This is a genomic window from Halalkalibacter sp. HAAS-P014 (assembly GCF_056619965.1).
Map to the genome: position 1 here is coordinate 136,531 of NZ_JBWQTV010000018.1, position 25,464 is coordinate 161,994.

Below are 25,464 nucleotides of genomic sequence, written 5' to 3' on the forward strand. Positions count from 1 at the left end.
ATATAGTATTAATAGATCTATAGGTGTAAGAGAGTTTAGTTAATCAATCATAAAAAAATCGAGTATGGAGATCCATACTCGATTTTTTATGATTGATCGATCAAAGTCCATTCCATTTGGGCTTGTTTTGTAGTTTTATCCAAAATTTCTATAGGAACCGGTTTGCTAAATAAGAACCCTTGTAGCTCATCACATGAGATTTCTTTCAGAAGTCTTGCTTGTTCTTCTGTTTCAACCCCTTCTGCTGTCACATTCACATTGATTTTCTTAGCTAAACTAAGGATGGCTGAAATAATATGGAACTCTTTTGAGCCATAAGAGATATTTTGCACAAAGGATTTATCTATTTTAATTTTATCAACAGGAAGCAAGCGTAAATAATTAAAAGATGCATGCCTCATCCCAAAATCATCAATTGCAACGCGAAAGCCCATTTCCTTTAGCTCCACCAGCTTTTTAATCGTCCTTTTTTCATTTTGCAGGAGTGAATGCTCTGTTATTTCTAACTCAATTTGGCTTGGGGAAAGACTGTTTTTCTTACAATGCAATAGCAAGTAAGTTGGCAAATCAATCGTCTCTAGCGATTTCATTGAAAGATTGATCGAGACTTTTCGCAAAGGGTTATCATCCTCCCCCAACTTCTTACAAACATTCTCAATGACCCATAAATCAATTTGCTCAATATATCCACCATCTTCGGCCATGGTTATAAATGCATCAGGAGCAACTGGACCAAATTTCGAGCTGAACCAGCGTAACAAAGTTTCATAATGAACCTCTCCCGTGTTTAGCTCTATAATCGCTTGAAAATATAACACAAACTCTTCATTCACAATGGCCTTTTTCAGTTCTTCTTCAACATTACGCTTATGTTTCATCTCATTCGCCTGCTTATTTAAGTCAAACATACTCGCCACATTGCAGGTCTCTTGCTTAGCTTGAAGCATTGCATGATACGCTTCGTCTATTAACTTCTTAATTGGTTTAGTCACACTATCTGAAAAGCTTAGACCAATTTTCGTTTCCAAAATAATGTCTTTTCCATTTTCCACAAACGGTTTTGAAAGGTTTTGCTGCAGCTCATTAACTGAATCAATTGGATTCTCTCTCCATGGGAAAACATAAACAAATTCATCTCCGGCTACACGAGATAGTTCTCCTTCTTCAGCTATCTGATCCTGCATTCGTTTGATGAGTTCCATCATGTAAACATTTTTCTTTATGTGATCAACTATCAGCCCACCCACCGTTACTTGACGCAACTTTATATAGCAAAGTACAAACTTTTGCTCACCCTGCTGTACTTTTGCTTCCACTCTGTTCACAAACAATTGAAAATTGGGCAACCCTGTTAACACATCAATTACTGGTTCATTTTCAAATGCCTTTTCTTCTGAATAACTTAAAAAGTAGCGCAAATTACCAGCAGCATCTTCTAATGGCATCACAACTAATTTCGCCACGCGATCAACTGAACCCATATTAAACTTGTCCTCAACAACGACCGGTTTGCGCGTTTCCTTGGCCTCTCTATATAAGGCTCCTAAATGTTCAGATATATAATGAGGGTAAATATCTCTTAGCGAATGTCCAATGCAGCCTTCATCTAATGCAGCTAAATCAGCAGCAGCAGAACTAATATATTTATATATGAACTCATCATCTATACATTCCATTAAAAAGACGACTCCATACAAATGTTCAAATGATCTAACTAGATTCTGGATTCTAATGACTTCTACTTCCTCAATCAATAGGACTGCCCCTCCTTCTGATTGCAAACAACCAGTAGTACCATCTCACAAAATTACATACTTGTATATTTTTCTATTCTATTTGATTACTAAACAAAAAGAAACCACCTAAAAAAGGTCTACTTGCGATAGTAGCATCCGTCATCCCATTCGGGCCCTTTACATTTGATGCCAAACTACTCAAAGAAGAACCAGCTACTACCAGCAAAAGTGCATAACGAACATTTTTTACCTATTATGCCCCTTTGAACTTTTGAACTAAAGGGGGTTTGTCATTTCATAATTGTATTGTAAAAAAGTGGTTAATTCATTAGGGAGTGTAGTATAAAAACATATTGTGACCCCTCATAATGTCAGTTTGATTCTTTAATTCTTTGATTCCCTTTTCTCGCTCTTCTCCTGATTTTACGGCTTCACTGTTAGATACCCAACTCTTATAAAGAACAACCCTAAACAAAAATTTACACAAACTAGCAAGAAATCCCTTTATTTTATAGAAAAATCGTATTATACTCTACATATGTTCTTCAAAAAGAACGCGCTATTTTATATCATTTTTGTTCTTTATAATGAATACCATTGATGAAGAGGGGATGAAATAATGTCTAATCAGCCTGATGCTCTAGATCCGGATTGGGTAACATTGTTAATAGAAGCTAAGAAGCTTGGTCTTACTTACGATGAGGTACGAGAATTCTTACAAACCCATTCAAAAGAAAATGTTTCTTAATTCTTACTATTTCTACACCACTCTCCACCCTACGTTTGTACTATCACCATAGTGTTAATCTTATAGTGAGAAGTAACTACAATTCAGAAAAACAACTAAATAACACAACTTTAGTACTTGATAAAAAGTGTGGTGAATCAGGTATACAAGGAAATTTAGCCTAGTTAATCGTTCAGAAGTATACAACGGAGATCGCAATAGTTCTATTTACAGAACAACCTCTGCACTGTTATAATTTTACTAATAAAGTAGGCAGAGAGGACAAGATAAATATGATTGGCGAAAAAGTTAAAAAATATCGACTAGAAAAAGGGTTCTCTTTATCGGAGTTAGCTGAAAAAGCCGGAGTAGCTAAGTCTTATTTAAGCTCGATTGAGAGAAACATTCAATCTAACCCTTCTATACAATTTTTGGAGAAAGTTTCTTCAGTATTAGGTGTAACGGTGGAGCACTTATTAAGTGAAGAAAAAAGTGAAGAGACTCCTTTAGATCCAGCTTGGATTGAGTTAGTAAAAGAAGCGATGGATTCCGGTATTAGCAAGGACCAATTCAGAGAATATTTGGAGTTTAATAAATGGAAGAACAACCAATCATAGATTTTCATCAATAAAATGGGTGACGTAAAATTAGTATATCGCCGAGCTAAGCACTACTAGCAACCCTTACATTTCATGCCACCCTTCTACCCTCTACCCTTTTTCCTTTTCACTCTTTATTTAGTACTTCAATTAGCTCTAAAAATTCAACCCCTAGTGCATTTGAAATCTTTTCGAGAATAGAAATGCTAGGGTTTTTTTGCATTCCTCTTTCAATATAACTGATATATGATTTCGATACCCCTGATAAAGCAGCCAGCTCATTCAATGTAATTCCTCTCTCTTCCCTTAATAGTCTTATATTTTTACCATTCATCCTGGACGGTTCTCCTTATTCTGCTTTTTGGAGCAAGATTTTTTGTCTTCTATTCGTTTACATGAAGGTTTTGACATGACATCTTCCATCAATCGTACATAGTCCAATTGGTAATAGGAAACTTCACCGTTCAAATTCCTGATCGACTTACTAATGAACCCATATAGTTCAATTTTATTTTCTGCTATTTTTGTATTTAGCAGGTAGATAACTGTCTCAGACAATGGAAACTTCAAATGACTTTTAAACCACAATGATGTTAGTGTCATTTCTTCAATAACAATCGACGTTGCCTTTGAATTCACATGTCTTCCTTCAACTTTAATGATAGAGAGGCTCCCAAATAACGGGCAATTATCAATCAAGTGATTCTTCATCATTTCCTCCTATAAAAAAATAGAATCATTTGTTCACTAATAAGAACATTATACCTTTTTATCTTAATGAGGTAAACATTTTTGTTCTTTATAAAGAATTATTAAAGCAGAAAAAAGCTGAAGTTAGTCTGTAACCAACTCAGCTTCTGCTAGGTCCTTATTTACTTTGAGATAAATTTACTATTTGCCATCCAGAAACGCCATAGGTATTCCTTTGCTTCTCCACTATTATCGATGCCAATTCTTGGTCCTGCCTCGATTTTTGTAGCTGGTTTCCCTTCCGCTATATACAATGGTGGTTGAAAGCAAGGAAGGCCATAATCCTCCTTCGTAATGCCTAATGCTTTTGTTAATTTCCCCGGACCACTCGTTAACTCGACTTCTTTCTTTGCCTTCCCTCTACGCTCATACATTAACTCTACCCCACTGTATGGCTCAAGAGCTCTTATTAAAACAGCCTCTGGCTTATCAATTTCTGCACTGACAACATTAACAAGACAATGCGTATGCATCACATAGGTATAAATGAAGCCTGGTGGACCAAACATCACTTCCGTTCGCTTCGTTCGACGATTTCGATAACTATGCGCAGCGCGGTCATCAGGTCCTATATAGGCTTCCGTTTCTACAATAAAACCCGAGGAGACCCCTTCATCCGTTTCTTTAACAAGCAGCTTCCCGATTAAAGAGCGAGCCAGTTTTAGGGTATCCTGTTCATAAAAATCCTGTGGCAGTAGTTGAAAAGTCATTGGGCACCTCTTTTTAGGATAAGGTAACCTCTAGCTAAGGTCCTTATCCTTTGGAATAAAATTAAATATTTCTTTCGATTCAATGCTATCAATAAGCCGATTAAGCCAGTTATAGTATTCAAGTGCATGCACTAGTTTTTCCCTATCAACCTTCGCTGCTTCTCTTATTTCCTCTGACGTCTGCTTATCATCAATCAATTGTTCTAATTCAACGAGTGACTTATGAATCGTATTCATATTAAATGAAACACCTGCTCTCCATTTCACTGAAAATAGGTCAGAAAATGTTTCATACCAGTCATCAATTGATTGATATAAATCTTTACGGGTCCCTTTTCTCCATACCTTCTCAACCATTTTAAGTTCTTGAAGCTGTCTTACGGATGTGCTCATACTTGTCTTAGACATTCCTAGCTCATCTTTCATCCTATCTAATGTTAGTGGTTCACTGTGGAAATACAGCAATCCATATAGTCGTCCAACCGATGGAGTAATCCCATATAAATTCATATTTTGTGCCATTGAATCAATAAATCGCGATCTAGCTCGTTCTAGCGTCTCTTTCTCGCCCATACCATCACTTCCCTGTGACTTTCTTTTTTTTATAGACTAACATACGAAAATAAAAAACTGAAATTGGCAATGAGTAGCAATTGACAGCATGAGTGAGCATTCGTATGTTACAGACTAACTAGTTTGTACAGTTTTAACTGTACAAACTTAACATATGATATTTGGCCTATTTTGAACTTTGTCACTTATTGTCGACCTTTTATATAATTAAATGGTCTTATAGAAGAGGTGGAAACATGACTGAGAAAAAAGTAAAAATAAAAGTTGATCATGTAACGAAAATTTTCGGCAAGAATTACAAACAAGCGTTACAACAACTTGAAAGTGGGAAATCAAAAACGGAAATCCTACAAAGTACAGGCTGCACAGTTGGTGTAAATCAAGCGACATTCGACGTTCATGCCGGTGAAATCTTTGTTATTATGGGACTTTCAGGAAGTGGAAAGTCGACACTTGTTCGTTTATTAAATCGTCTTATTGATCCAACGAGTGGAAAAGTTGAAATCGATGGACAAGATGTTGTCAAAATGACAACGGAGCAACTGCGCGAAGTTAGGCGAAAGAAGATTAGTATGGTTTTTCAGAAGTTCGCCCTACTCCCACACTATACCGTTTTAGAAAACACAGAATACGGCTTAGAAATACAAGGCGTACCAAAAGCAGATCGAACAAAGCAAGCAATGGAATCTCTTGAACTAGTTGGACTAAAAGGCTATGAAAATCAATACCCTAGCCAATTAAGTGGTGGGATGCAACAGCGGGTTGGACTTGCTCGTGCCCTTGCAAATGACCCTGATGTGTTATTAATGGACGAGGCATTTAGCGCCCTTGACCCACTAATCCGTAAAGACATGCAAGATGAGTTACTCGACCTGCAATCTTCAATGGAAAAAACAATTGTTTTTATTACCCATGATTTGGATGAAGCGCTGCGTATCGGCGACCGAATTGCTCTAATGAAAGACGGTAACATCGTTCAGATCGGGACTCCTGAGGAGATTCTCATGAATCCTTCTAACCAATATGTCGAACGATTTGTTGAGGATGTTGACCTTTCGAAAGTGCTAACAGCAGAACATGTAATGAACCGTGCAGAAAGTGTCCAAGTCGATAAAGGTCCTCGTGTTGCACTTAAAATGATGAAAGATTTAGGAATTTCATCTATTTACATAGTAGATAAACAAAAAACGTTACTTGGAGCAGTTACAGCAGATGCTGCAAAAGCTGCAATTGATGGAAGTCAGTCGCTTACAGATGTATTAACGAATGATGTCACAACGGTCAAACCAGATGTTGTCTTAACGGATCTATTTGAAAAAGTTTCAAATGCAACTGTCCCTGTTGCCGTAACTGATGAAAGAAACCGTCTTAAAGGTCTTCTAGTGAAAGGTGCTGTCATCGGCGCACTTGCCGGCGATGAAGAGCACATCAACCTTATGACCGGCGCTTCTGTTAGGGGGGTGAAGTAAATGGAAGATCTCATACCTAGACTTCCCTTAGCAGACATTATTGATAATTTTGTCTCATGGCTAACAGATAATCTAAGTGGTTTTTTCCAGTTTATTAGCATGGTTTTACGTGGAGTTACAGATGGAATTGAGTGGCTATTACTGATTCTCCCTCCAATTCTATTAATCTTGCTAATAGGTTTTATTGCTTGGAAGACAAGTAGATGGACAATGGCGTTATTTTCCATTCTAGGTTTATTATTAATTTGGAATTTAGGCTATTGGGAGCATATGGTTCAAACGCTATCCCTAGTCTTAACGGCAGTCTTCGTTACCATCGTGATTGGAATTCCAATTGGGATATGGGCATCTCAAAAGAAAGTAGTAAGGCAAATCATTACACCGATTTTGGACCTTATGCAAACAATGCCTGCATTTGTCTATTTAATACCGGCAATCTTCTTCTTTAATATCGGGGTTGTTCCTGGAGTTTTTGCGTCGGTTATTTTTGCGATGCCACCAACAATCAGGTTAACGATATTAGGTATTCAACAAGTTCCATCTGACTTAATTGAAGCAACGAATGCATTTGGTTCAACGACAAAACAACGTTTGTTAAAAGTCCAATTGCCACTCGCGATGCCAACGATTATGGCAGGAATTAACCAAAGCATCATGCTTGCTCTTTCCATGGTCGTAATTGCAGCGATGGTTGGAGCACCTGGACTCGGTACAGAAGTATACCGTGCTGTTACACAGATTCAAACTGGAGTTGGTTTTGAAGCTGGTTTGGCTATTGTAATCATTGCAATTATTTTAGACCGGATCACTCAAAATATAGGCAAGAAAAAACAAGGGGGTACACAGTAATGTTAAAGAAATTTTTAGGTTTCACAACTGCATCTGTTCTAGCGCTTGGTCTAGCAGCTTGTGGTGGAGAAGAAGCATCTCAAGAAGCACCAGCAGATGATGCAGAAGGTACAGAGGAAACAACTGCTCATGTAGGAGAGTTACTTGATTACAACATCGTAGGAATTGATCCTGGTGCAGGAATTATGAACATTACAATCAATGAAATTCTACCTGAGTATGGTCTTGAAGATGACTGGACAGTTATTGAAAGTTCTGGAGCTGCTATGGCTGCCGAGTTAAAGAGTGCATATGAAAATGAAGAACCTATTATCGTAACTGGTTGGAGCCCGCACTGGAAGTTTTCTGACTTCGATCTTAAATACTTAGAAGACCCATTAAACATCTATGGTGATGCGGAAGATGTTCATACTATTGCTCGTTTAGGCTTAGAAGAGGATGATCCTAATGCCTACCAACTATTAACCCAGTTCCAATGGGAGCCAGAACATATTGAGTATGTGATGGCACTTATTAATGAAGGAACAGACCCTAAAGAAGCAGCGGAACAATTCGCAGTAGAGTATGAAGAACTTGTTGCAACTTGGACTGAAGGTATCGAATCTGTTGATGGTGAAGAGTTCACATTACTATATGTTGCTTGGGATGATGTAATTGCCAGCACAAATGTACTTGGCCATGTACTTGAAACTCTTGACTATGATGTTACTCTTACTCAAGTTGATGCAGGTCCAATGTGGGCTGGAGTTGCGAGTGGCAGTGGCGATGCAACAGTTGGTGCTTGGCTGCCAACAACGCATGCCGACTACTATGCTCAATATGAGGGAGACTTTGACGATTTAGGTTCAAACCTTCATGGTACATTACTTGGTTTAACAGTTCCAACTTATATGGATATAGATTCAATTGAAGATTTAGTTGTTGAGCAATAATGAAAATGAGAGTGCCGGAAAGATCTATTGATCTTTCCGGCACTCTTTTTTTATAATTGACCTTCTGCTGACAGTTGGAACGTAACTCCGAACTTATCTACCACGACCCCATATGCTGGGCTCCAAAACGTTTCCTGAAGTGGCATCGTAACCTTTCCACCCTCTTCTAATGATTCGAAGATCTCTTTTGTTTGTTCTTTTGTATCAGTCATAATACAAATGGTCATATGATTCCCTGTTTCGTACGGTTGGCCAGGGAATGTATCAGAGATCATCAATTCCGATTGCCCAATTACTAACATCGCATGCGAGACTCGGTCCTTAGCCTCTTCAGGCAAAGGAAACTCTGGATTATCAGGCATTTCGCCAAAAGTTTGGACTCCAAATATTTTTCCTTGTAGGGCTTTTTCATAAAAGCTGACTGCTTCTTTTGCATTACCATCAAAAATTAAATACGGGATTAATCGTGACACCTAGCTACCACTCCTTATTTAGTTTTGGCTATTTTCGCATTGTTTTAGGTTAGGGGAAAAGACATGCTCGTTCCATTCTGCTACAGCCACTCGCTTTCGGTGGCGAGATGCTGAGCCTCCTCGGTGCGCCTGTGGGGTCTCACCCTTCCTCTACATCCCCCAGGAGTCGAGTGACTTTCGCTCCACTTCACTAAGAGCTAAAAAAATATTCCAAAGTAACAATCCTTATGAAAACAGCCTTATTTTTACAAATTCTTTCAATCAATCATCGTTTCCCCATCATAAGAGGTGATGATTTTATATAAATCTGGTCGGCGATCTCGGAAGATCCCCCACTCGATGCGTTGAATTTCTAATGCATCAAGATCAAACTCGGCAACAAGAACGGTTTCCTCTGTACGATCTGCTTCAGCTAATTTATTACCTTGAGGTCCTGCGATAAATGAGGAACCGTAAAACGTAATCAAAGAATCATCATCTTCCTCAACCCCTACTCGGTTCGAAGCAATAACAGGTACTAAGTTCGCTGCTGCATGCCCTTGCATACATGTTTGCCAATGATCTTTTGAATCAATCTCTTCATCTTCAGGCTCTGATCCAATCGCAGTTGGATAAAACAAGATTTCAGCTCCCATTAATGCCATACATCTTGCTGCTTCTGGATACCATTGATCCCAGCAAATCCCGATACCAATTTTTGCATAGCGCGTCTCCCACACTTTAAAGCCCGTGTCACCAGGGTTGAAATAGAACTTTTCTTCATAGCCTGGGCCATCCGGGATATGGCTTTTTCGGTAAACTCCCAGCACTTCCCCATCGGCATCGATAACCGCTAATGAGTTGTAGCGCGCGTTATTTTTCTTTTCATAAAAGCTAATAGGAAGAACAACTTCTAATTCTTTTGCAATCTCTTTAAAGTGATTAACCGCTTTGTTCTTCTCTACTTCAGTCGCATAAATATAGTAATCCGATTTCTCCTTTTGGCAAAAGTAAGGTGTTTCAAATAGTTCTTGAATTTGAATGATTTGTGCTCCTTGACTTGCAGCCTCTCTGACAAGCTTATCGGCTTTTTTGATATTTTCCTCTATATTATCTGAACAACTCATTTGTGTTGCTGCTACTTTTACGTTTCTCATAGTTTTCACCCCAGATTCTATTCATTTCCTACCGGCATTTGTTGGGTTGTACAATGAACATTGCCACCCTCTTTGATGATCGCCATTCCATCGATTGTTCGAATTCTCCGGTCAGGGAACGTCTTTTGTAAAATATCAATCGCCTTTTGATCCGTTTCTGCAGCTTCGCCACCAAACACAGGTAAAATAATACCACCATTCACAAAATAAAAATTTAAGTAGCTTAATGTTAGGCGACTTTCTTCAAAATGAGACGCTGGTGGTTGTTCGATCTCAACAATCTCAAGCTTTCGTCCTTTCGCATCCGTTACCGATTGCAAAATTTCAAGGTTTTCCTTCGTGATATCGTAATTTGCATCATTAGGATCATGACAGACTTGTATCATCACTTTTCCAGGGGATGCAAAGCAAGCTACATTGTCAACATGCCCGTCCGTTTCATCACCAAATAACCCTCTCTTTAACCAAATCACCTTTTCAATATTTACATAATCTTTCAAATATTGTTCAACTAATTCTTTTGTTAAGTCCGGGTTACGATTCGGATTTAGCAAGCATTCTTCCGTTGTAAGCAATGTTCCTTCACCATCGACATGAAAAGAACCACCCTCCATTACAATTTGAGCATCAAACTGCTGAATATCAAAGTGTTTTAAGATCTTGGGTGCAACATCATTGTCTAAATTCCATGGAGAATACTTTTCTCCCCACGCATTGAAAATCCAGTTAATTCCTGCAATTTCCCCTTGGCTATTTTTCACAAAAGTTGGTCCATTATCGCGAAGCCATGCATCATTATGCTCGATTGCGAGAAAGCCAACTCGTTCATCTACAAAAATTGCTTTCAATTTATCTATATCATTTGGATTAGCAACAATCGATACAGGTTCAAACTCAGCAATCGCATGAACCAACTCAACATAACCGTTCCAAACCGTATCATAATCATTCGGGTATACCATCGATTCTTGTACAGGCCAAGAAATAAATGTACATTGATGGCTTGTCCATTCTGCTGGCATTTGGTAGCCTAGTTCTCTTGGATACATCGTTTTCCATCTCTCTTTTTCAGTGAATTTTTTTGTAATTTGTATCATTCATCATATAAGAATGTATTCAAAAAGGCAATAATTTCAACGCTCCAATACACCCCTTACTGTACACATGTTTCCATCATAAAATACAACGGATACCTAAAGTCACAGTCTGACAGATACGTGCCATATAGGAAAGAAATCGCAATATGGTGTCACCTACTTGCCAGACTAAAGTTTAGCATCGTTGTTTCACATGAAACTATAATGGTTTCTCCATTAATGTAGACACATCGTTAAAACCTAAGCGTTCATATAATTGCTTTGCTGTATTGCCTGCAAATACATTTAACTGTACTTTTTTAAATCCCCTTTGTCTTAAATAATTCATAGATTCGTTCATTAAACGAACCCCATACCCTTCTTTACGACAGTTTGGCATCACATACAGTTCAAGGATCATTCCAACAGGTTCAAAGTCAAACGGTGTTTGTGTCTGCCCTACTAAAACCCATCCACATAACTGATTATGATTTATTAACACTAAGTATTCAGCCTGATGATAATAAAAAATGTCATCGGTCATCAAGTTGCTCTTTCCATTCATATACCCTACCGTTGCTTCCTGTTGCACTATTTCTCCACAGCTTTTAATATACTGATGCTCTTTATTTGTTGCTTTTCTTATAATCACCCAGCTCTCCTCCTATGCTCTCATCTATGTACTACTATATTCAGAATTTACTAATTTGTTATCAACGTGTTATGCTTGAAGAAAGCAGATGATTAGGGTGATGCGAATTGAAAAGCTGGGTTTCAACGAAAGAGAAAAGTAGTTTTTTAAAGTGGTTTATAAATCAACACCAACTTAAACATAAAGATGCAAAAATGTTACTTGAATACATTCTAAAAAATCATCATATTCTTGAAAACCTCACCTTTACAGAGACGCCTCCAACTAACCAAAAAACAATGATCATTTCCAGCATGAACTCAGATAAACCTGGCTTTGTCTATTATCAAAACAAAAGAAAAACAGAAGATGTTTCAAAAGCGCTGGGCGATTTAATGAACAACCCTTCAGACAAGATTTTTGTTGTTCTTCATTTTTATGGGAAAATGCTGAATCATCGTTACCTTCAGCTAGTCCAGTCTACTTCAAATTCCTTTGTCCGTTATAAACAATTTAAAGAATACGAAAATGAAACGAACGTCATTCTTGAAAAAGCGCTTCTTGATCAAGAAATTGAAAAAGTTCGCCAGCAAATTGATGATGCGCTTGATCAAAATGACAAGCCCCTCTTCAACAAACTAGTGCTAAGATTACAAGAACTAAAGAATATGAAGGTTCCTACATAGTGCTTTGTTCCACGTGAAACAATTGATATAGTTTACGATCTTAAAAGCTTGAGAAGACAAATTTTTCTCAAGCTTTTCCTATTAAACCATTTCAGAGGATAAAAAATCAGCACCGGTGAAATCGATTTCACCGGTGCTGATTTACAAAATATTCATCAACCTGTATTTACTAAACCTGCTGCTACACCACTAATAGTAAGCAACACTTCTGTTAATAATTCTTCTGATTTCTCATCTGATTCTCGCATTTTTTGAATTAAATCAACTTGTAAAAAGTTAAGTGGATCAACATACGGATTCCGTCTGTGGACAGATTCCTTGATCGCTGGTGTATGATCAAGAAGCTCTTTACTCCCTGTAATCTGTAGGAGAGCCTTCTTTGTTCGATTATACTCATCAGAAATGTTATTGAAAATTCTCTCTCCCATTTCCTTATCTTGCACTAAGTTAATATATTCATTTGCAGCCTTTAAATCAGCTTTCATTAGAGCCATTTGCAAGTTGTTAATCGTCGCTTGGAAAAATGGCCAGTTTTCATACATGTCTTGTAGCATGCTTAGATTTCCTTCGCCTTCTGCAATAAATGCATCTAGGCCTGTACCTGCAGCATACCAAGCTGGTATCATTTGACGCGATTGTGTCCAAGCAAACACCCACGGGATCGCACGTAAATCTTCAAAGCGCTCGCTGCCTTTACGTTTCATTGGACGTGATCCAATATTTAACGCCCCTAACTCATTTAACGGGGTTGCCTGTGTAAAATACTTCAAGAAATCTTTATCTTCAAAAACAAGCGATTGGTATTTCTTTAACGCCACTTTCGACATTTCTTCCATTGCCTCTTCCCATGCTTTATCACGAGAATGACCTTGTAATGGATTTTTATGTGCCTTTGCAGAACCTTCAAGTAAAGCAGAGGCTGCCTGTTCAAGATTACGATACGCGATATCTTCAAGCAAGTAACGAGAAGAAAGGACCTCTCCCTGCTCGGTAATTTTCACTCCATCTCCTAATGTTTCCGACGGCTGTGATAAGATGCTGCGGTTTAATGGGCCGCCTCCTCGCCCTAATGAACCACCACGTCCATGGAAGAACTTCAAGCGAATATCAAATTTCTTAGCCATATTGTGAATCTCTAGTTGTGCTTTAAAGAGCTTCCAGTTCGCTGTTAATGTTCCACCGTCTTTACTTCCATCTGAATATCCTAGCATGATTTCTTGATGGTTTCCACGCTCTTTAATATGATTGCGATACACATCCATCTCAAACAATGTCTTCATAATTTCTGGTCCAGCCACTAAATCATCAATCGTCTCGAGTAGTGGTGCAACATGAAGATTGCTTTCTACCTTTCCATTGGCATGAAGGCGATAAATTCCTGCCTCTTTTGCAAGAACAAGTACTTCAAGCAAGTCACTTGGCGATTGAGTCATACTTACTAGGTACACTTCGATTGAGCGAGGCCCGAATTCTTTATGGGCTTGTTTAATCATCTTGAACACTTTAAAGACTTCCAGTGTTTCGTTTGAATAATCATCTTCCAGTAAGAAAAGTGGTCTTGGTTCGCTAAGCACTTGTTTTAAAACGGCTACTTTTTCCTCTTCAGATAACGCTTTATAGTCGCTTGAAATTCCGACTACTTTTAGCATTTCTGCAACAGCTGTTTCATGTTCACCACTATGGTTACGAATATCTAATGTCGCAACATGGAAACCAAACAGCTCAACCTGACGAATCAACTTTCGAATTGTTTTCAATTTGCGATTAGAAGGCTGGTGTCTTTCTGCACTTTCTTTAATCAACATTAAATCTCTTAACAATTCTTCAGCGTTGTTGTAGCCATTTTCTGACTCCCCTACTTCACTTAGACGCTTTAGGATAACTGCAAATTTACGACGGTAAATTTCAACTTTAATTGGCCACTCTTCCCCTTGTTCCATATACGTGGCTTCATCTTGTTCAACCGATTGAATTAACTCTGCATCTAACTCAACTCGAGTTGTAGTTTGACTGAAGCGCTTCATTAGATCAACAATTGTTTCTTTGTATTTTTTCAATGCAACTTGGCGCTGTAATTTTAATGTCTCCCATGTTACCTCAGGCGTAACATTCGGATTTCCATCGCGGTCGCCACCAATCCATGATCCAAAGTGCAGGAAGTTTGGCACCTTCCACTTATGATCAGGAAAATGCTGATCTAATTGCGCTTCAAGTTCTTGGTGAATATCTGGTAACGCATCAAATAATGTCTCATTAAAATAATACAGTCCATTTTTCACTTCATCTAGTACGGTCGGCTTACGTTGACGTAATTCATCTGTTTGCCACAATGCTGTTACTTCGTTAAATAAACTATCTTCTAAGTTTCTTCTTTCCTTTTCCGTTAGCAACGGGTTATCGAACTCTTGAAGAATGGTTGAAATCCGTTTTTGTATCTCAAGTACACTTCGCTTCGTTGCTTCTGTTGGATGTGCGGTAATAATTAACTCTATTGAAAGGTCATCCAATACTTTTTGAATTATTTCGTCCGAAAAGTCACCTTGTTTGATTGAGAGAACGGCACTTTCAAGAGAAACAGGCTGGATCACTCCATCATCTTGCAATTGATATTGGCGTCTGCGGCGAACACGATGGTTTTGCTCCGCAATATTTACTAAATGAAAGTAAATGGAGAACGCGCGAATTACTTGTTGACGTTCAGGTGGTTTAAGCTCACTAATTTCTTTTTTTAACCTATTGTATTCTTCTTCATCATAGTCTTTTCTTAAGCTTATTGTCATCTCTCTAATAGATTCGACTTTGTTAAATAGTGAAATACCACCATGATGTATGAGAATCTCTCCTAGGATATTGCCTAGTTTTTTTACATCACATCGTAAAAGAGAGCCATTGTCTGTTACATTAATCATTAACCTTATCCCCCCTAATAAAAGCTGCATTGCACTACAGGAAATCATTATATCACAAAACCACACGGGACAATAAACGTCCCGAACGGTCATGTCGCGTCCCTGTAATGCAAAAAAATATATTGTTTATTAGTTTAACAGAAAAGCGAACATATCTCCATTGTTTTCTGATTATTTGGTAATTGCATTTCTTATAATGCGCTTTCATAAAGTTCAACGCATCGTTGTTAATTTTCATGTAAAAAGATTGTTAAAAACATGATTTCTCTTAATACAGTTTACATTTCACCATCTCTAATTACCTATGCTAAAACCCTTCCACTATAAAGTCTACCACCCTCCTCTCTTTTATTCAGGACAAATGAAACTCAAAGCGTCTTATCATGACTACTATTATTTCGATAGACCCCATCAATTTTACTATTTTCGGGAATTAACAAATTATTTAACAAGCAATTTATATTGTCTTTACACTAGATTGTTACCTTGTAAATAGACAAAGCATCTATAAGAGTTAACAACAAATACATGATTGGAGGGACAAGTTATGAAAAGGAATGGAGAGTTGAACAGGAGAGAGTTTTTAAAAGTAGGTGGAATGAGTACGTTAGCTTTAACGCTTGGAACAACTGGCATCTTATCACTTAGCAATGGTTCAAAAAGCGCAGCTGCAACTAGCACCCCCACTAGTGGCTTTGGTGGATATGGTCCTTTACTAGAAGATCCAAATGGCATTATTGATCTCCCACAAGGCTTCCAATACAAAATCATTTCTAGAACAGGCGAAAAAATGTCCAATGTCGATGCGATTCCTGGTGTTATGGATGGGATGGCCGCTTTTAAAGGTTCAAAAAACACAACCGTCCTTGTTCGAAACCATGAAATTTCAACCAATCATCGATACCCAGTAAACGGGAAAAACCCTTGGAGTAAAGGAGCAGCCGGAGGGACAACAGCTCTTGTCGTAACTCCTAATCGCGAGGTCGTTGAGGAATATGTCACAAACTCAGGCAACATTCGAAACTGTGCTGGTGGTGCTTCAACTTGGGGAACATGGTTAACCTGTGAAGAAACACGTAATCTAGGCCATGGGTTTGTATTTGAAGTTAACCCTGAAGATCCTGAAAACGAAATGTCAAAAACACCGATACGTGATATGGGTTACTTTTCACATGAAGCATGTGCGGTCGACCCAACAACAGGAATTTGGTATTTAACAGAAGATAACAGCCCTAGTTTCTTTTATCGCTTTACCCCTCACGATCGCAGCCAAAAGCTGGGTTCGTTACAGAAAGGAGGCATTCTTGAAGCGGCTGCATTCGATGAGCTTCCGTCCAATCAAGCAAGTCAATTTTCATCTGGACAGAAGTTTGGCATCGTTTGGAAGGAGGTTAATCCAGAACGGGCAAAAGAAGACGCAGCTGACTTGAACTGCATTCGCTTTAGCCGTTTAGAAGGCGCTTGGTTTTCGGAAGGGACATTCTGGTTTGATGATACAAATGCCGGTGACACAAGACATGGAAGAGTGTATCGCTACTTCCCTGCCACTAATACATTAGAGCTTTTTTATGAATCTTCAACCTCAAATGATTTACGTGCTCCAGATAATATTACGATTACACCTTGGGGAGATCTTTGGATTGCCGAAGATGGCTCTGGACCAGATCGAATTATTGGTCTTACACCTGAAGGCGAAGTATATCCATTTGCCTACAATCGTATGAATGGCGAAGAGTTTGCTGGCCCTGTCTTCTCACCAGATGGAAACACCTTATTTGTCAACATTCAAAATCCAGGCCTAACTCTCGCAATATGGGGACCCTTTGCAAGAACCAATGCAGCTAGAAAGCGCGCTATGAACCATGCAGCGCCACCTGCAGGTTTTGCTCCTGCTGCTTCGGACAAGCTTACAGCATTTGCAGAAGAACAAGGGATCTCGATTTTAGAAGCTGCAGCGTTAGATCGTCACGGAATAACTATTTAATAATGGGAGGTGCGTGTATTGTTATCAAATATCGGAATTCCAGGTTTAATTCTTATTTTAGTTATAGCATTAATCATTTTTGGCCCTTCAAAACTTCCTGAAATTGGTCGTGCATTCGGAAGCACATTAAAGGAATTCAAAAAGGCTACGAATGAGCTTGTCTCAAATGATGAGAACACCGAGAAAACAGCTGAGGAAAGCACGCATTCACTTCATGCTGCACCACGCGCAGCAAGCAAAACAGGAAGTTAACTTTTTAAACGGGATTGTCTAATAGACGATCCCCCTCCTCTTTTTTAATGAAAGGAGTTTGTCAATGCATAAGACGAACATGCATGTAATTGCTCATTTAAGTGAATTACGAAAGCGCATCATTATCACGTTACTATTTTTTCTCATTTCCTTTATTGCTGTATTTTTTTTCGTAAACGATATTTATCAATTTCTCATTAAAGATCTAGATGGAACATTAGCATTGCTCGGACCTGGAGAAATCCTTTGGGTTTATATGATGATTGCAGGAGTATTTGCACTTGCTGCGACGACTCCTATTGCCGCCTTTCAAATTTGGAAGTTTGTTAAACCTGCTCTTTCAAAGGAAGAGCAGAATGTAACGGTCGGTTTTATACCAGGTCTTTTTTTCTTATTTCTTTCCGGTATTGGATTTGGTTATTTTGTTTTATTTCCAATTGTCCTTCATTTTTTAACAGGGCTTGCCGGCGATGACTTCCAAACGTTTTTCACAGCTGAAAAGTACTTTACCTTTATGCTTCATTTAACATTGCCCTTCGGCATTTTATTCGAGATGCCAGCAGTTATTATGTTCTTAACAAAGCTTGGCATCGTCCAGCCTGAAAAACTCATTAAAGGCAGGAAGTATGCATACTTTTTGCTCATTGTTATCTCTGTATTTGTCACTCCACCTGACTTTATCTCTGACATTTTGGTCATTATTCCATTACTTCTTTTATACGAAGTAAGCATTACGTTAAGCAAGCTCATTTCCCGGAAAAAGACGGTGAAAGATGGTAAAGCGATTGCTTGAACCATTTAAAGGAGGATTTTGACATGATTTCAAAGTGTTCTGCCCTTGCAAAAAACAGTTCTAATGTGAAAAATAACCAAGTTATACGTGCCTGTTACTCTTGTCAATCTTGTCAATTACATAAACAATTAATAACAAACGATAAAAATAAGTCAGTCAAAGTAAAGTGAAGCTTTATTTTAGCTAAAAATCTCACGACCTTCTCTGCATATAAAAAGTCGCTCTATAGCACATTATTAAACAGAAGGAGGAGTGAATTATGAAAAACAACGTCTCAAGTTTACAATCACAAAACCAAATTTTCCAAGCTCAAGAATCCATTGAACATGCGCACCAAGCAATCAATCATGCCAGTTCTCATCCGAATGAAAAAACGATTCAAGAAGCAAAGAACTCAATTGAGAAAGCCGAACACGCTTTAAATCAAGCTGCAGAAGATGAAAACCAAGATGCTGTTCAACTCGTCCGTGAACAGTTTGAACAGTATAAGCAAACATTTAATCAGATTCCTAACTCGAATCAATAAAAAGATGCGCTGCCTTAAGTTGTTGAGATTAGCTTTGGGCAGCGACCTTTTATCCTGCTTGCTCTTTGCTCATCATTCCACTCCCCCAGTTTCTCTCTTTAACATCCCTCGCAGTCATTCTCAGACTGATTAGTCATTACTCGTTGTCCATCGTTACTATTATCGATATAATAAAAGTTATCTATTAGATTTTAGGAGAACGATTATGAACCTAACTCGTATTTTTATAATGATTAGTACTATTTGTCTTCTTATAATTTTACCAGCGTGTAATGGGAAAACTTCTGATAACGGCGAAAAGCAGCCTGAATTGCTAGTAGCAGCTGCCTCTGACCTCACGTTAGCCTTTTCAGAAATCGGTCCATTATTTGCCGAGGAAACAGGAGCCGCTGTGACGTTCTCTTTCGGATCTACAGGGCAGCTAAGTGATCAAATTGAAAATGGTGCTCCTTTTGATGTGTTTGCTGCAGCGAATATTTCCTTTGTTGACCACTTACGTGAAAACGAGCTCATTTTTGCTGACTCGCAAACAACGTATGCGTTTGGACGAATAGGAATCGCTACCACTTTTGATCAATCGATTACGATTGAAACATTAGAGGACTTAACGAAACAGGAAATAAGAAATATAGCGATTGCCAATCCAGACCATGCTCCGTACGGCCTTGCTGCAAAGCAGGCACTTGAGTCAGTGGGATTATGGGAAGAGGTAAAAGACAAGCTCGTATACGGCCGAAATATTTCCGATACCCTTTCCTACGTTGAAACAGGAAACGCAGAGGCTGGCATTATTGCTTTATCGCTCTATAAAGAAGATGAAGTGGGTTTTTCCCTTATCGAAGAAGAGTTACACGAGCCACTCGAGCAATCAATCGCTGTTGTTAACCAGACAAGTGAGGAGCAACTTTCAAGAGAATTTATCGCCTTTTTAAAAGGTCCAATTGGGAAACCGATTATGGAAAGCTACGGGTTCATCGTTCCAGAGGGGCATGAGTAATGGTTGATATTAATTTATTTCCCCTATTTTTATCATTAAGAGTTGCTACAATCGCAACTCTTTTAGCCATTGTTATCGGAATTCCCATTGCCTATCTTTTAAATAAATCAAATGGAAAATTAGCTGATGTGTTTGATACAATTTTGACCCTACCAATCGTCTTGCCACCAACAGTCCTTGGATATTATTTACTCGTATTGCTGGGAAGACAAAGTACTCTCGGTCAATTTTTAGAAGAGCGCTTTGATATGACAATTGTATTTACACCAACAGGAGCTGTCATTGCAGCACTCGTTGTGTCGATTCCTTTTTTGATTAAATCAGCCCGATCCGCCTTTGCAACAATTGACCCGACACTCATTAAAGCTGCACGGGTGCTTGGGCGTTCCGAATTAAGTATTTTTGTTACGATTATGTTCCCTCTTGCATGGAGAGGGATCGCAGCTGGTATTACGCTTGCATTTGCTCGCGCTTTAGGTGATTTTGGTGCAACATTAATGGTCGCTGGAAGCATTCCGAATGAAACGATGACCATGCCAATTGCAATCTATGATGCATTGCTTGCTGGCAATCGAGACCTTGCTAACATTCTCGTCTTGGTTATGACAACGGTATCCATTGCCATCCTGTATTTACTCAATCGGTTAGAAAAGAAAAACACACGGGAGGGAAGATAACAACCACTATGCTCAAAGTATCGATTACAAAGAAACTACATCATTTTACATTAAACAGTCAGTTTGAGGTCAAAAGTGGCATTACTGGTATTATCGGCCCTTCTGGTTGCGGAAAAAGCCTTACACTGCAATGCATCGCAGGCTTGCAAACACCAGATTATGGGGATATATTTGTAGGAAATCGCCCACTGTTTCAAGCGAAAAAACATGTTAATGTAAAAACGAAAGATCGCAAAATTGGCTATGTGTTTCAAAATTATGCACTCTTCCCTCATTTAACAGTCGAACAAAATATCGCATATGGATTAAAAACGAAATCCAAACAAGAAAAAAAGGCAAACGTTACGAACATCCTTGAAAAAGTTCAATTAACAGGCTACGAAAAGCATTATCCCTCGAATCTGTCCGGGGGCCAACAACAACGTGTCGCCCTTGCCCGAACGCTTATTACAGAGCCAGACATATTGCTACTCGATGAACCTTTTTCTGCTTTAGACCATCATGTCAAACATCTTCTTGAACTTGAGTTGCTACGCATTATTAAAGAGCATTTTTCCGGTGTTGTTTTACTTGTGACCCACAATATGGAGGAAGCATATCGACTTTGTGACCAGCTTCTTTTATACGATCAAGGAACGATCGTACAAGTTGGTGCAAAAGAAGACGTATTTGCACGTCCAAATAATGTAACAGCCGCTACTATCATCGGCTGCAAGAACATTCTCAAATTCGATTCTGTTACCGAACAAAAGGAGAAGCTTATTTGTACAATTAATAAAGCAAAGCTTATCATCAAAAAACAACCAATCCATAACGCAAGCCATATTGGCATACATGCTGAAAACATACGCTTTGTCGAACAAGGTCTTGACCTAGAGAATACGTTTTCGTATGAAGTTACCAATATCGTTAAAGGCATCCATCAAACCGATGTTACCGTACAAACGGAGGCATTTTCAGTGACTTCGGCAATCGCGAATAAACAAATGACTCCTATTTTACAAGGTAACCTACGAGTAGCGCTTCCTTCAGATGAACTATTTCTCCTACAAGGTTAAAGGGCATGGCGTGTGGAGCCATGCCCTTTTTGCATCTACCCGATTGCCCTTACTTTTAGATAACGTTCTTACATAAAATTTCACGACATGGCTGATAATAGAAGCAGAATAAAGGAGGAGTCACCCATGTTAGAGCGTTACATCATTAAATTAGGAATTACGTTCGGAATTGTTTCTATCATAACATTATTTAAAAAACCATCTGCAAAGCTTTGGCTTCCACTTTATATAATCAATTGTATTATTAATTATCTTTTTGATAAGGTGTTAGTCGAAACCAAGCAAGTAAAGTATCCAGTTCGATTTGCACCAAAAGTCTTTAAAATAAATGCCGTCTACGATTTTTTAGTGTGTCCCTTTTTATCCATTTGGTATTGTCAATCAACCTATAACTCAAAACCTTTAGCGATGGTAAGAAAGCTCCTCCTTTTTGCTATACCTCAAGGAATTTATGAAATCCTCCTTGAGAGAAAAACAAAAGCACTAGAATTCACAGGAAATTGGCATTGGCTTTATTCGTTTTCTCTTGTCTTTGTCGTAAAAATTATATCAAGAGGAATACTAGAATTTTTCAAACGAACTGTAAATCACTTTCCTCGTTCAACTGATAAAACAGAGGTCGTTAAATAGTGGGGCTGGCGTAAAAGTTGTAATATTGACTTTTTGCCTCAGCCCCACTTCTCGTTAAATAAAGAGCCCGAACTCCTCTTAAATTAGTCCTCAATCACTTCTTTTATTACTTTAGCTGGATTTTCCGGCCACTTTTCACTAGCGATTGTCCCCCTATCCATTATGTATCTTTCCAAAGCTTCCTATATTTTTTCTGATATTTCTGATCTTCTTCTAATTCAATCAATTGTAACGCTACTTGTTTGATCTCTTCTTCTTTTAAGACATCATATAATTGCCTTAAGCCGAAAATGATATCAAATCGAATCAAAGTATAATTTTTCTCATCCATGCAATGGGTAAATCGGTCAATTAACTGGCCCATAAGAAGCTCCCGTTGCCTGCTTCCTGCTAGACCTACACTCCAAATAGCCTGCAAGCTATGCCTTGCTGTGACAAATTTTTCATCTTTCGTCACTTCCCATACTGCAGGAAAATCCGTTAGCATCCGTTCTTGTGGGTCACTAATCGCTAAATGAGATAAAAACTGTGCTGCTCTTGAACGTTTATGATCGTCCTTATCAGTTAATTCCTTCTTCAGCTTATCCCAAACTTCATAAGCCCAATCGACTTCCTTTTCTATCACTTTTAGTATATTTTGATACGCTTCGTATTGCGTTTGTTTATCGTTTGATTCTAGATTTGCGAAATAAGACTTAGTTAACTCATCCATATCATCATCTCCTAGACAGAAAGAGGATGAAACCATTAAAGATTTCATCCTCTCCCTACTGTTTATTTCTATGCTTGAGGCTCTTTCATCTGTTTGCTTCGCAGCTGTCCACATGCAGCATCAATATCTGATCCATGTTCAATTCGAATCCCACACGTAATGCCGTTTTTCTTAAGTGTATCGTAAAACGCAAGAACCGTTTCTTCTTCACTTCTTTGATACTGACTGTGCTCATCAACAGGATTATACGGAATCAGATTTACATAGGCGCGCATGTCTCCGATTAACTCAGCTAATTCTTCTGCATGTTCTTTTTGGTCGTTAACATCTTTTAATAAAATGTACTCGAGTGTAATCCGACGATTTGATTTTTCAATGTAATATTCAATTGCCGGCATTAACTTTTCAAGAGGTATCGCACGGTTGATTTTCATAATACGTGTTCTCAACTCATTATTCGGGGCATGTAATGAAATCGCTAAGTTCACTTGTAATTTCAGATCAGCAAACTCATAAATTTTATCGGCTAGCCCACTCGTTGAGACGGTGATATGACGAGGTCCAATTTCAAGTCCCTTTTGGTCTTTAACAATTTCCAAAAAGGTAACCATGTTCGTAAAGTTATCAAAAGGCTCACCAATTCCCATAATCACGATATGACTGACGCGCTCATCCTTACCGACTTGATCGAGATGAAGTTGAACTTTCATAATTTGTTCGACAACTTCGCCACTTGTTAAGTCGCGATCCTTCTTGATTAAACCACTTGCACAAAAACTACAGCCAATGTTACATCCAACTTGTGTTGTCACACAAACAGATAACCCATATTTATGGCGCATTAACACCGTTTCAATGAGGTTCCCGTCCTGTAACTGAAACAAAAACTTAATCGTTCCGTCAGCTGATTCTTGTTTTGTATGTTCGGTTAGCGTTTGAATCGTGAAATTCTCAGCTAACACGTCTATGCAATCTTGATTGACACCAACCATTTCAGAAAAGTCCGTTACACGCTTGCGGTAAAGCCACTCCCAAACTTGAGTGGCACGACCTTTTTTATGTCCATGTTCCAAAAGCCACGCTTGCAACTGTTCAAATGTTAATCCATAGATGGACTGTTTCTTCATTCGTTACCCTCTTTTCAAAACATAAAATTCATTCTAATTCTACTTAAAGAAAGCCAAACTAGCAAACCATTCTTCTTCTTTCCATTATTTTACCCATCGCTTCTTTGAAATAGTATAGCCTGAGACTTTGTATAAAAAAATGATTCACAATTTTCCAGAGTTGCTCGCATAAGTATAAGTACTACGTTTGAAACATAGGAGGTAACCATGTCTAATTCCTTTGATCGTTACACACAACCTCATCTGACTACACGCAGCTTACATCCAGAAAATCAAGAAGCTCCCATATCCTTTCTGAACACAGACGTCATACCCCCTACGTTATTTTATAAAAGAAATCATTTTTCTTATCCGAGCCTTACGTACTCAAATTATTGGTTGCCGATTAACGGAGCCGTTACAACTCCAAAAGTTTTCTCCTTACAGGATATTTCCAAAATGCCCTCAAAAACAAATAAAGTCATCTTAGAATGCGCCGGCAATAAACGGAGCTTTTTTAAACCAAAGGTGTTTGGAGAGCAATGGGAAAAAGGGGCAATAAGCCAAGGTTACTGGACAGGAGTTCCATTAAGAACGTTTCTTGAATTGGCTGGTATTACACAGGAAGCCAAAGAAGTGCTCATCGAAGGCTATGATAGTGGAAAACGAACCGATTTATCTAATGAGTACGCTTATGCAAGAAGCTTGCCCCTAGAAGTAGCCCTTGATCCAGATACACTCATTGCCTATGAATACAATAATGAACCGATCCCTTTCAAACACGGCTATCCTTTACGGCTGATCGTTCCAAATTGGTACGCAATGGCATCGGTCAAATGGATTAAACAAATTAGCATTATTAGCTCTACTTTTAAAGGGCCTTTTCAATCGATTGATTATGTTTATTATCCAAATAAAGAAGATGATACAGACGCCTATCCAGTTACAACCATCAATGTTAATTCTACAATCAAGCAGCCAATGGATATGGAAGAATTAAAAGCCGGTAGACAAATTATTGAAGGAATTGCATGGACCGGAAAAGGTACGATTGCAAAAGTCGAAATTAGTACCGATGCAGGTACGACATGGTCTGATGCCAAACTGCATCCAACAAAAGGTCGCTACGAATGGACACCATGGTCATTTGAATGGGATGTATTCGATGAAGGGGAATATACGATTATGTCAAGAGCAACGGATACACATGGAAGAACGCAACCTTTTGAACCTTTTTGGAATCGAAAAGGCTATGGGTATTACGCGATTGACAATGTCACTGTCAAAATCGAGTAAAAATAGGGCTGTCTCGTAAGGATCTATCCCCCAGGAGGAGACACATATGGTGTTTGCTTTGGGATGGAAACCTGACTTTGAGGCAGCCCTATTTTTAGTAGAAAAGACTTATTTGCCACTTTAGTTATGTTACGTTCTACCGACTTCCTTTATAGTATGATACGCTTTTCGTATTTA

General features: G+C 38.5%; 27 protein-coding genes. 15 read left to right on the plus strand and 12 right to left on the minus strand.

Annotated features, from left to right (window positions below; all coding sequences use genetic code 11):
• Positions 1 to 86 precede the first annotated feature (86 nt).
• Positions 87 to 1,754 (minus strand): EAL domain-containing protein, encoded by a 1,668-nt coding sequence (locus AC1FXZ_RS16080; protein ID WP_480055469.1) that lies wholly within the window; start codon positions 1,752 to 1,754, stop codon positions 87 to 89.
• A gap of 601 nt (positions 1,755 to 2,355) precedes the next feature.
• Here AC1FXZ_RS16080 and AC1FXZ_RS16085 point away from each other — a divergent pair.
• Together AC1FXZ_RS16085 and AC1FXZ_RS16090 are read left to right on the plus strand one after the other, a co-directional pair.
• Positions 2,356 to 2,484 carry an anti-repressor SinI family protein gene (locus AC1FXZ_RS16085; protein ID WP_480055471.1) on the plus strand — a complete coding sequence of 43 codons (129 nt, stop codon included), beginning with the start codon at positions 2,356 to 2,358 and terminating at the stop codon, positions 2,482 to 2,484.
• 272 nt (positions 2,485 to 2,756) lie between these two features.
• On the plus strand, positions 2,757 to 3,080 hold the full coding sequence (locus AC1FXZ_RS16090) for a helix-turn-helix domain-containing protein (RefSeq protein WP_480055473.1): 324 nt from the start codon (positions 2,757 to 2,759) through the stop codon (positions 3,078 to 3,080).
• Positions 3,081 to 3,189: 109 nt separating this feature from the next.
• Here the strand turns inward: AC1FXZ_RS16090 and AC1FXZ_RS16095 are convergent, their stop codons facing one another.
• The 4 genes from AC1FXZ_RS16095 to AC1FXZ_RS16110 all read right to left on the minus strand — a co-directional run bounded on the left by AC1FXZ_RS16095 (position 3,190) and on the right by AC1FXZ_RS16110 (position 5,095).
• A complete protein-coding gene (locus AC1FXZ_RS16095; protein WP_480055475.1) occupies positions 3,190 to 3,396 on the minus strand; it encodes a helix-turn-helix domain-containing protein in 207 nt (68 codons plus the stop codon).
• Positions 3,393 to 3,773: a hypothetical protein gene (locus AC1FXZ_RS16100; protein WP_480055477.1), complete on the minus strand. Its 381-nt coding sequence runs from the start codon at positions 3,771 to 3,773 to the stop codon at positions 3,393 to 3,395. The genes AC1FXZ_RS16095 and AC1FXZ_RS16100 overlap by 4 nt, the downstream gene beginning before the upstream one ends.
• A gap of 161 nt (positions 3,774 to 3,934) precedes the next feature.
• On the minus strand, positions 3,935 to 4,522 hold the full coding sequence (locus tag AC1FXZ_RS16105) for a DNA-3-methyladenine glycosylase (protein ID WP_480055479.1): 588 nt from the start codon (positions 4,520 to 4,522) through the stop codon (positions 3,935 to 3,937).
• Between the two features lie 30 nt (positions 4,523 to 4,552).
• The gene (locus AC1FXZ_RS16110; RefSeq protein ID WP_480055481.1) at positions 4,553 to 5,095 is read right to left on the minus strand and encodes a GbsR/MarR family transcriptional regulator; all 543 of its coding nucleotides are present in this window, start codon (positions 5,093 to 5,095) and stop codon (positions 4,553 to 4,555) included.
• Between the two features lie 236 nt (positions 5,096 to 5,331).
• On the opposite strand from AC1FXZ_RS16110, the gene AC1FXZ_RS16115 reads away from it, so the two are divergent.
• The 3 genes from AC1FXZ_RS16115 to AC1FXZ_RS16125 are packed head-to-tail and all read left to right on the plus strand — an operon-like array spanning position 5,332 to position 8,345.
• Positions 5,332 to 6,564, plus strand: coding sequence for a quaternary amine ABC transporter ATP-binding protein (locus AC1FXZ_RS16115; RefSeq protein WP_480055483.1), 1,233 nt, complete (start codon positions 5,332 to 5,334; stop codon positions 6,562 to 6,564).
• Complete coding sequence (locus tag AC1FXZ_RS16120) at positions 6,565 to 7,413, plus strand: ABC transporter permease (protein ID WP_480055485.1); 849 nt, start codon at positions 6,565 to 6,567, stop codon at positions 7,411 to 7,413. It begins immediately after the preceding gene.
• The gene (locus tag AC1FXZ_RS16125) at positions 7,413 to 8,345 is read left to right on the plus strand and encodes a glycine betaine ABC transporter substrate-binding protein (RefSeq protein WP_480055486.1); all 933 of its coding nucleotides are present in this window, start codon (positions 7,413 to 7,415) and stop codon (positions 8,343 to 8,345) included. Before AC1FXZ_RS16120 ends, AC1FXZ_RS16125 begins: the two co-directional genes overlap by 1 nt.
• A 50-nt stretch (positions 8,346 to 8,395) precedes the next feature.
• Here AC1FXZ_RS16125 and AC1FXZ_RS16130 read toward each other — a convergent pair whose 3' ends face one another.
• From AC1FXZ_RS16130 to AC1FXZ_RS16145, 4 genes are all read right to left on the minus strand, one after another.
• A complete protein-coding gene (locus AC1FXZ_RS16130; protein WP_480055487.1) occupies positions 8,396 to 8,818 on the minus strand; it encodes a VOC family protein in 423 nt (140 codons plus the stop codon).
• Positions 8,819 to 9,075: 257 nt separating this feature from the next.
• Positions 9,076 to 9,954 (minus strand): N-carbamoylputrescine amidase, encoded by an 879-nt coding sequence (aguB, locus tag AC1FXZ_RS16135; protein WP_480055489.1) that lies wholly within the window; start codon positions 9,952 to 9,954, stop codon positions 9,076 to 9,078.
• A gap of 17 nt (positions 9,955 to 9,971) precedes the next feature.
• Positions 9,972 to 11,003 carry an agmatine deiminase family protein gene (locus tag AC1FXZ_RS16140; RefSeq protein ID WP_480055491.1) on the minus strand — a complete coding sequence of 344 codons (1,032 nt, stop codon included), beginning with the start codon at positions 11,001 to 11,003 and terminating at the stop codon, positions 9,972 to 9,974.
• A 247-nt stretch (positions 11,004 to 11,250) separates the two neighbouring features.
• The gene (locus AC1FXZ_RS16145) at positions 11,251 to 11,682 is read right to left on the minus strand and encodes a GNAT family N-acetyltransferase (RefSeq protein WP_480055492.1); all 432 of its coding nucleotides are present in this window, start codon (positions 11,680 to 11,682) and stop codon (positions 11,251 to 11,253) included.
• Between the two features lie 107 nt (positions 11,683 to 11,789).
• On the opposite strand from AC1FXZ_RS16145, the gene AC1FXZ_RS16150 reads away from it, so the two are divergent.
• Positions 11,790 to 12,347, plus strand: coding sequence for a YpiB family protein (locus AC1FXZ_RS16150; protein ID WP_480055494.1), 558 nt, complete (start codon positions 11,790 to 11,792; stop codon positions 12,345 to 12,347).
• Positions 12,348 to 12,502: 155 nt separating this feature from the next.
• Here the strand turns inward: AC1FXZ_RS16150 and ppc are convergent, their stop codons facing one another.
• Positions 12,503 to 15,256 (minus strand): phosphoenolpyruvate carboxylase, encoded by a 2,754-nt coding sequence (gene ppc, locus AC1FXZ_RS16155; RefSeq protein ID WP_480055496.1) that lies wholly within the window; start codon positions 15,254 to 15,256, stop codon positions 12,503 to 12,505.
• Between the two features lie 547 nt (positions 15,257 to 15,803).
• Between ppc and AC1FXZ_RS16160 the strand changes: the two genes are divergently transcribed.
• The 8 genes from AC1FXZ_RS16160 (at position 15,804) to AC1FXZ_RS16195 (ending at position 22,173) form a co-directional block, all read left to right on the plus strand.
• Complete coding sequence (locus AC1FXZ_RS16160; RefSeq protein WP_480055498.1) at positions 15,804 to 17,240, plus strand: alkaline phosphatase PhoX; 1,437 nt, start codon at positions 15,804 to 15,806, stop codon at positions 17,238 to 17,240.
• A gap of 18 nt (positions 17,241 to 17,258) precedes the next feature.
• Positions 17,259 to 17,492, plus strand: coding sequence for a twin-arginine translocase TatA/TatE family subunit (locus AC1FXZ_RS16165; protein WP_480055500.1), 234 nt, complete (start codon positions 17,259 to 17,261; stop codon positions 17,490 to 17,492).
• A 64-nt stretch (positions 17,493 to 17,556) separates the two neighbouring features.
• On the plus strand, positions 17,557 to 18,285 hold the full coding sequence (tatC, locus tag AC1FXZ_RS16170; protein ID WP_480055502.1) for a twin-arginine translocase subunit TatC: 729 nt from the start codon (positions 17,557 to 17,559) through the stop codon (positions 18,283 to 18,285).
• Positions 18,286 to 18,544: 259 nt separating this feature from the next.
• On the plus strand, positions 18,545 to 18,811 hold the full coding sequence (locus tag AC1FXZ_RS16175; protein ID WP_480055504.1) for a hypothetical protein: 267 nt from the start codon (positions 18,545 to 18,547) through the stop codon (positions 18,809 to 18,811).
• 205 nt (positions 18,812 to 19,016) lie between these two features.
• Positions 19,017 to 19,808, plus strand: coding sequence for a molybdate ABC transporter substrate-binding protein (gene modA / locus AC1FXZ_RS16180; RefSeq protein WP_480055506.1), 792 nt, complete (start codon positions 19,017 to 19,019; stop codon positions 19,806 to 19,808).
• Positions 19,808 to 20,485, plus strand: a complete 678-nt coding sequence (gene modB / locus AC1FXZ_RS16185) for a molybdate ABC transporter permease subunit (RefSeq protein ID WP_480055508.1) — start codon at positions 19,808 to 19,810, stop codon at positions 20,483 to 20,485. Before modA ends, modB begins: the two co-directional genes overlap by 1 nt.
• A gap of 8 nt (positions 20,486 to 20,493) precedes the next feature.
• Entirely contained in the window at positions 20,494 to 21,543 is a 1,050-nt protein-coding gene (locus tag AC1FXZ_RS16190) for a sulfate/molybdate ABC transporter ATP-binding protein (protein ID WP_480055510.1), read from the plus strand.
• A 126-nt stretch (positions 21,544 to 21,669) separates the two neighbouring features.
• Positions 21,670 to 22,173, plus strand: coding sequence for a CBO0543 family protein (locus AC1FXZ_RS16195; protein ID WP_480055512.1), 504 nt, complete (start codon positions 21,670 to 21,672; stop codon positions 22,171 to 22,173).
• Positions 22,174 to 22,333: 160 nt separating this feature from the next.
• Here the strand turns inward: AC1FXZ_RS16195 and AC1FXZ_RS16200 are convergent, their stop codons facing one another.
• Together AC1FXZ_RS16200 and rlmN are read right to left on the minus strand one after the other, a co-directional pair.
• Positions 22,334 to 22,885: a hypothetical protein gene (locus AC1FXZ_RS16200; RefSeq protein WP_480055539.1), complete on the minus strand. Its 552-nt coding sequence runs from the start codon at positions 22,883 to 22,885 to the stop codon at positions 22,334 to 22,336.
• 68 nt (positions 22,886 to 22,953) lie between these two features.
• Entirely contained in the window at positions 22,954 to 24,012 is a 1,059-nt protein-coding gene (gene rlmN / locus AC1FXZ_RS16205) for a dual-specificity RNA methyltransferase RlmN (RefSeq protein WP_480055514.1), read from the minus strand.
• A 207-nt stretch (positions 24,013 to 24,219) separates the two neighbouring features.
• Between rlmN and AC1FXZ_RS16210 the strand changes: the two genes are divergently transcribed.
• Positions 24,220 to 25,287 carry a sulfite oxidase gene (locus AC1FXZ_RS16210; RefSeq protein ID WP_480055516.1) on the plus strand — a complete coding sequence of 356 codons (1,068 nt, stop codon included), beginning with the start codon at positions 24,220 to 24,222 and terminating at the stop codon, positions 25,285 to 25,287.
• The last annotated feature ends 177 nt before the right edge of the window (positions 25,288 to 25,464 follow it).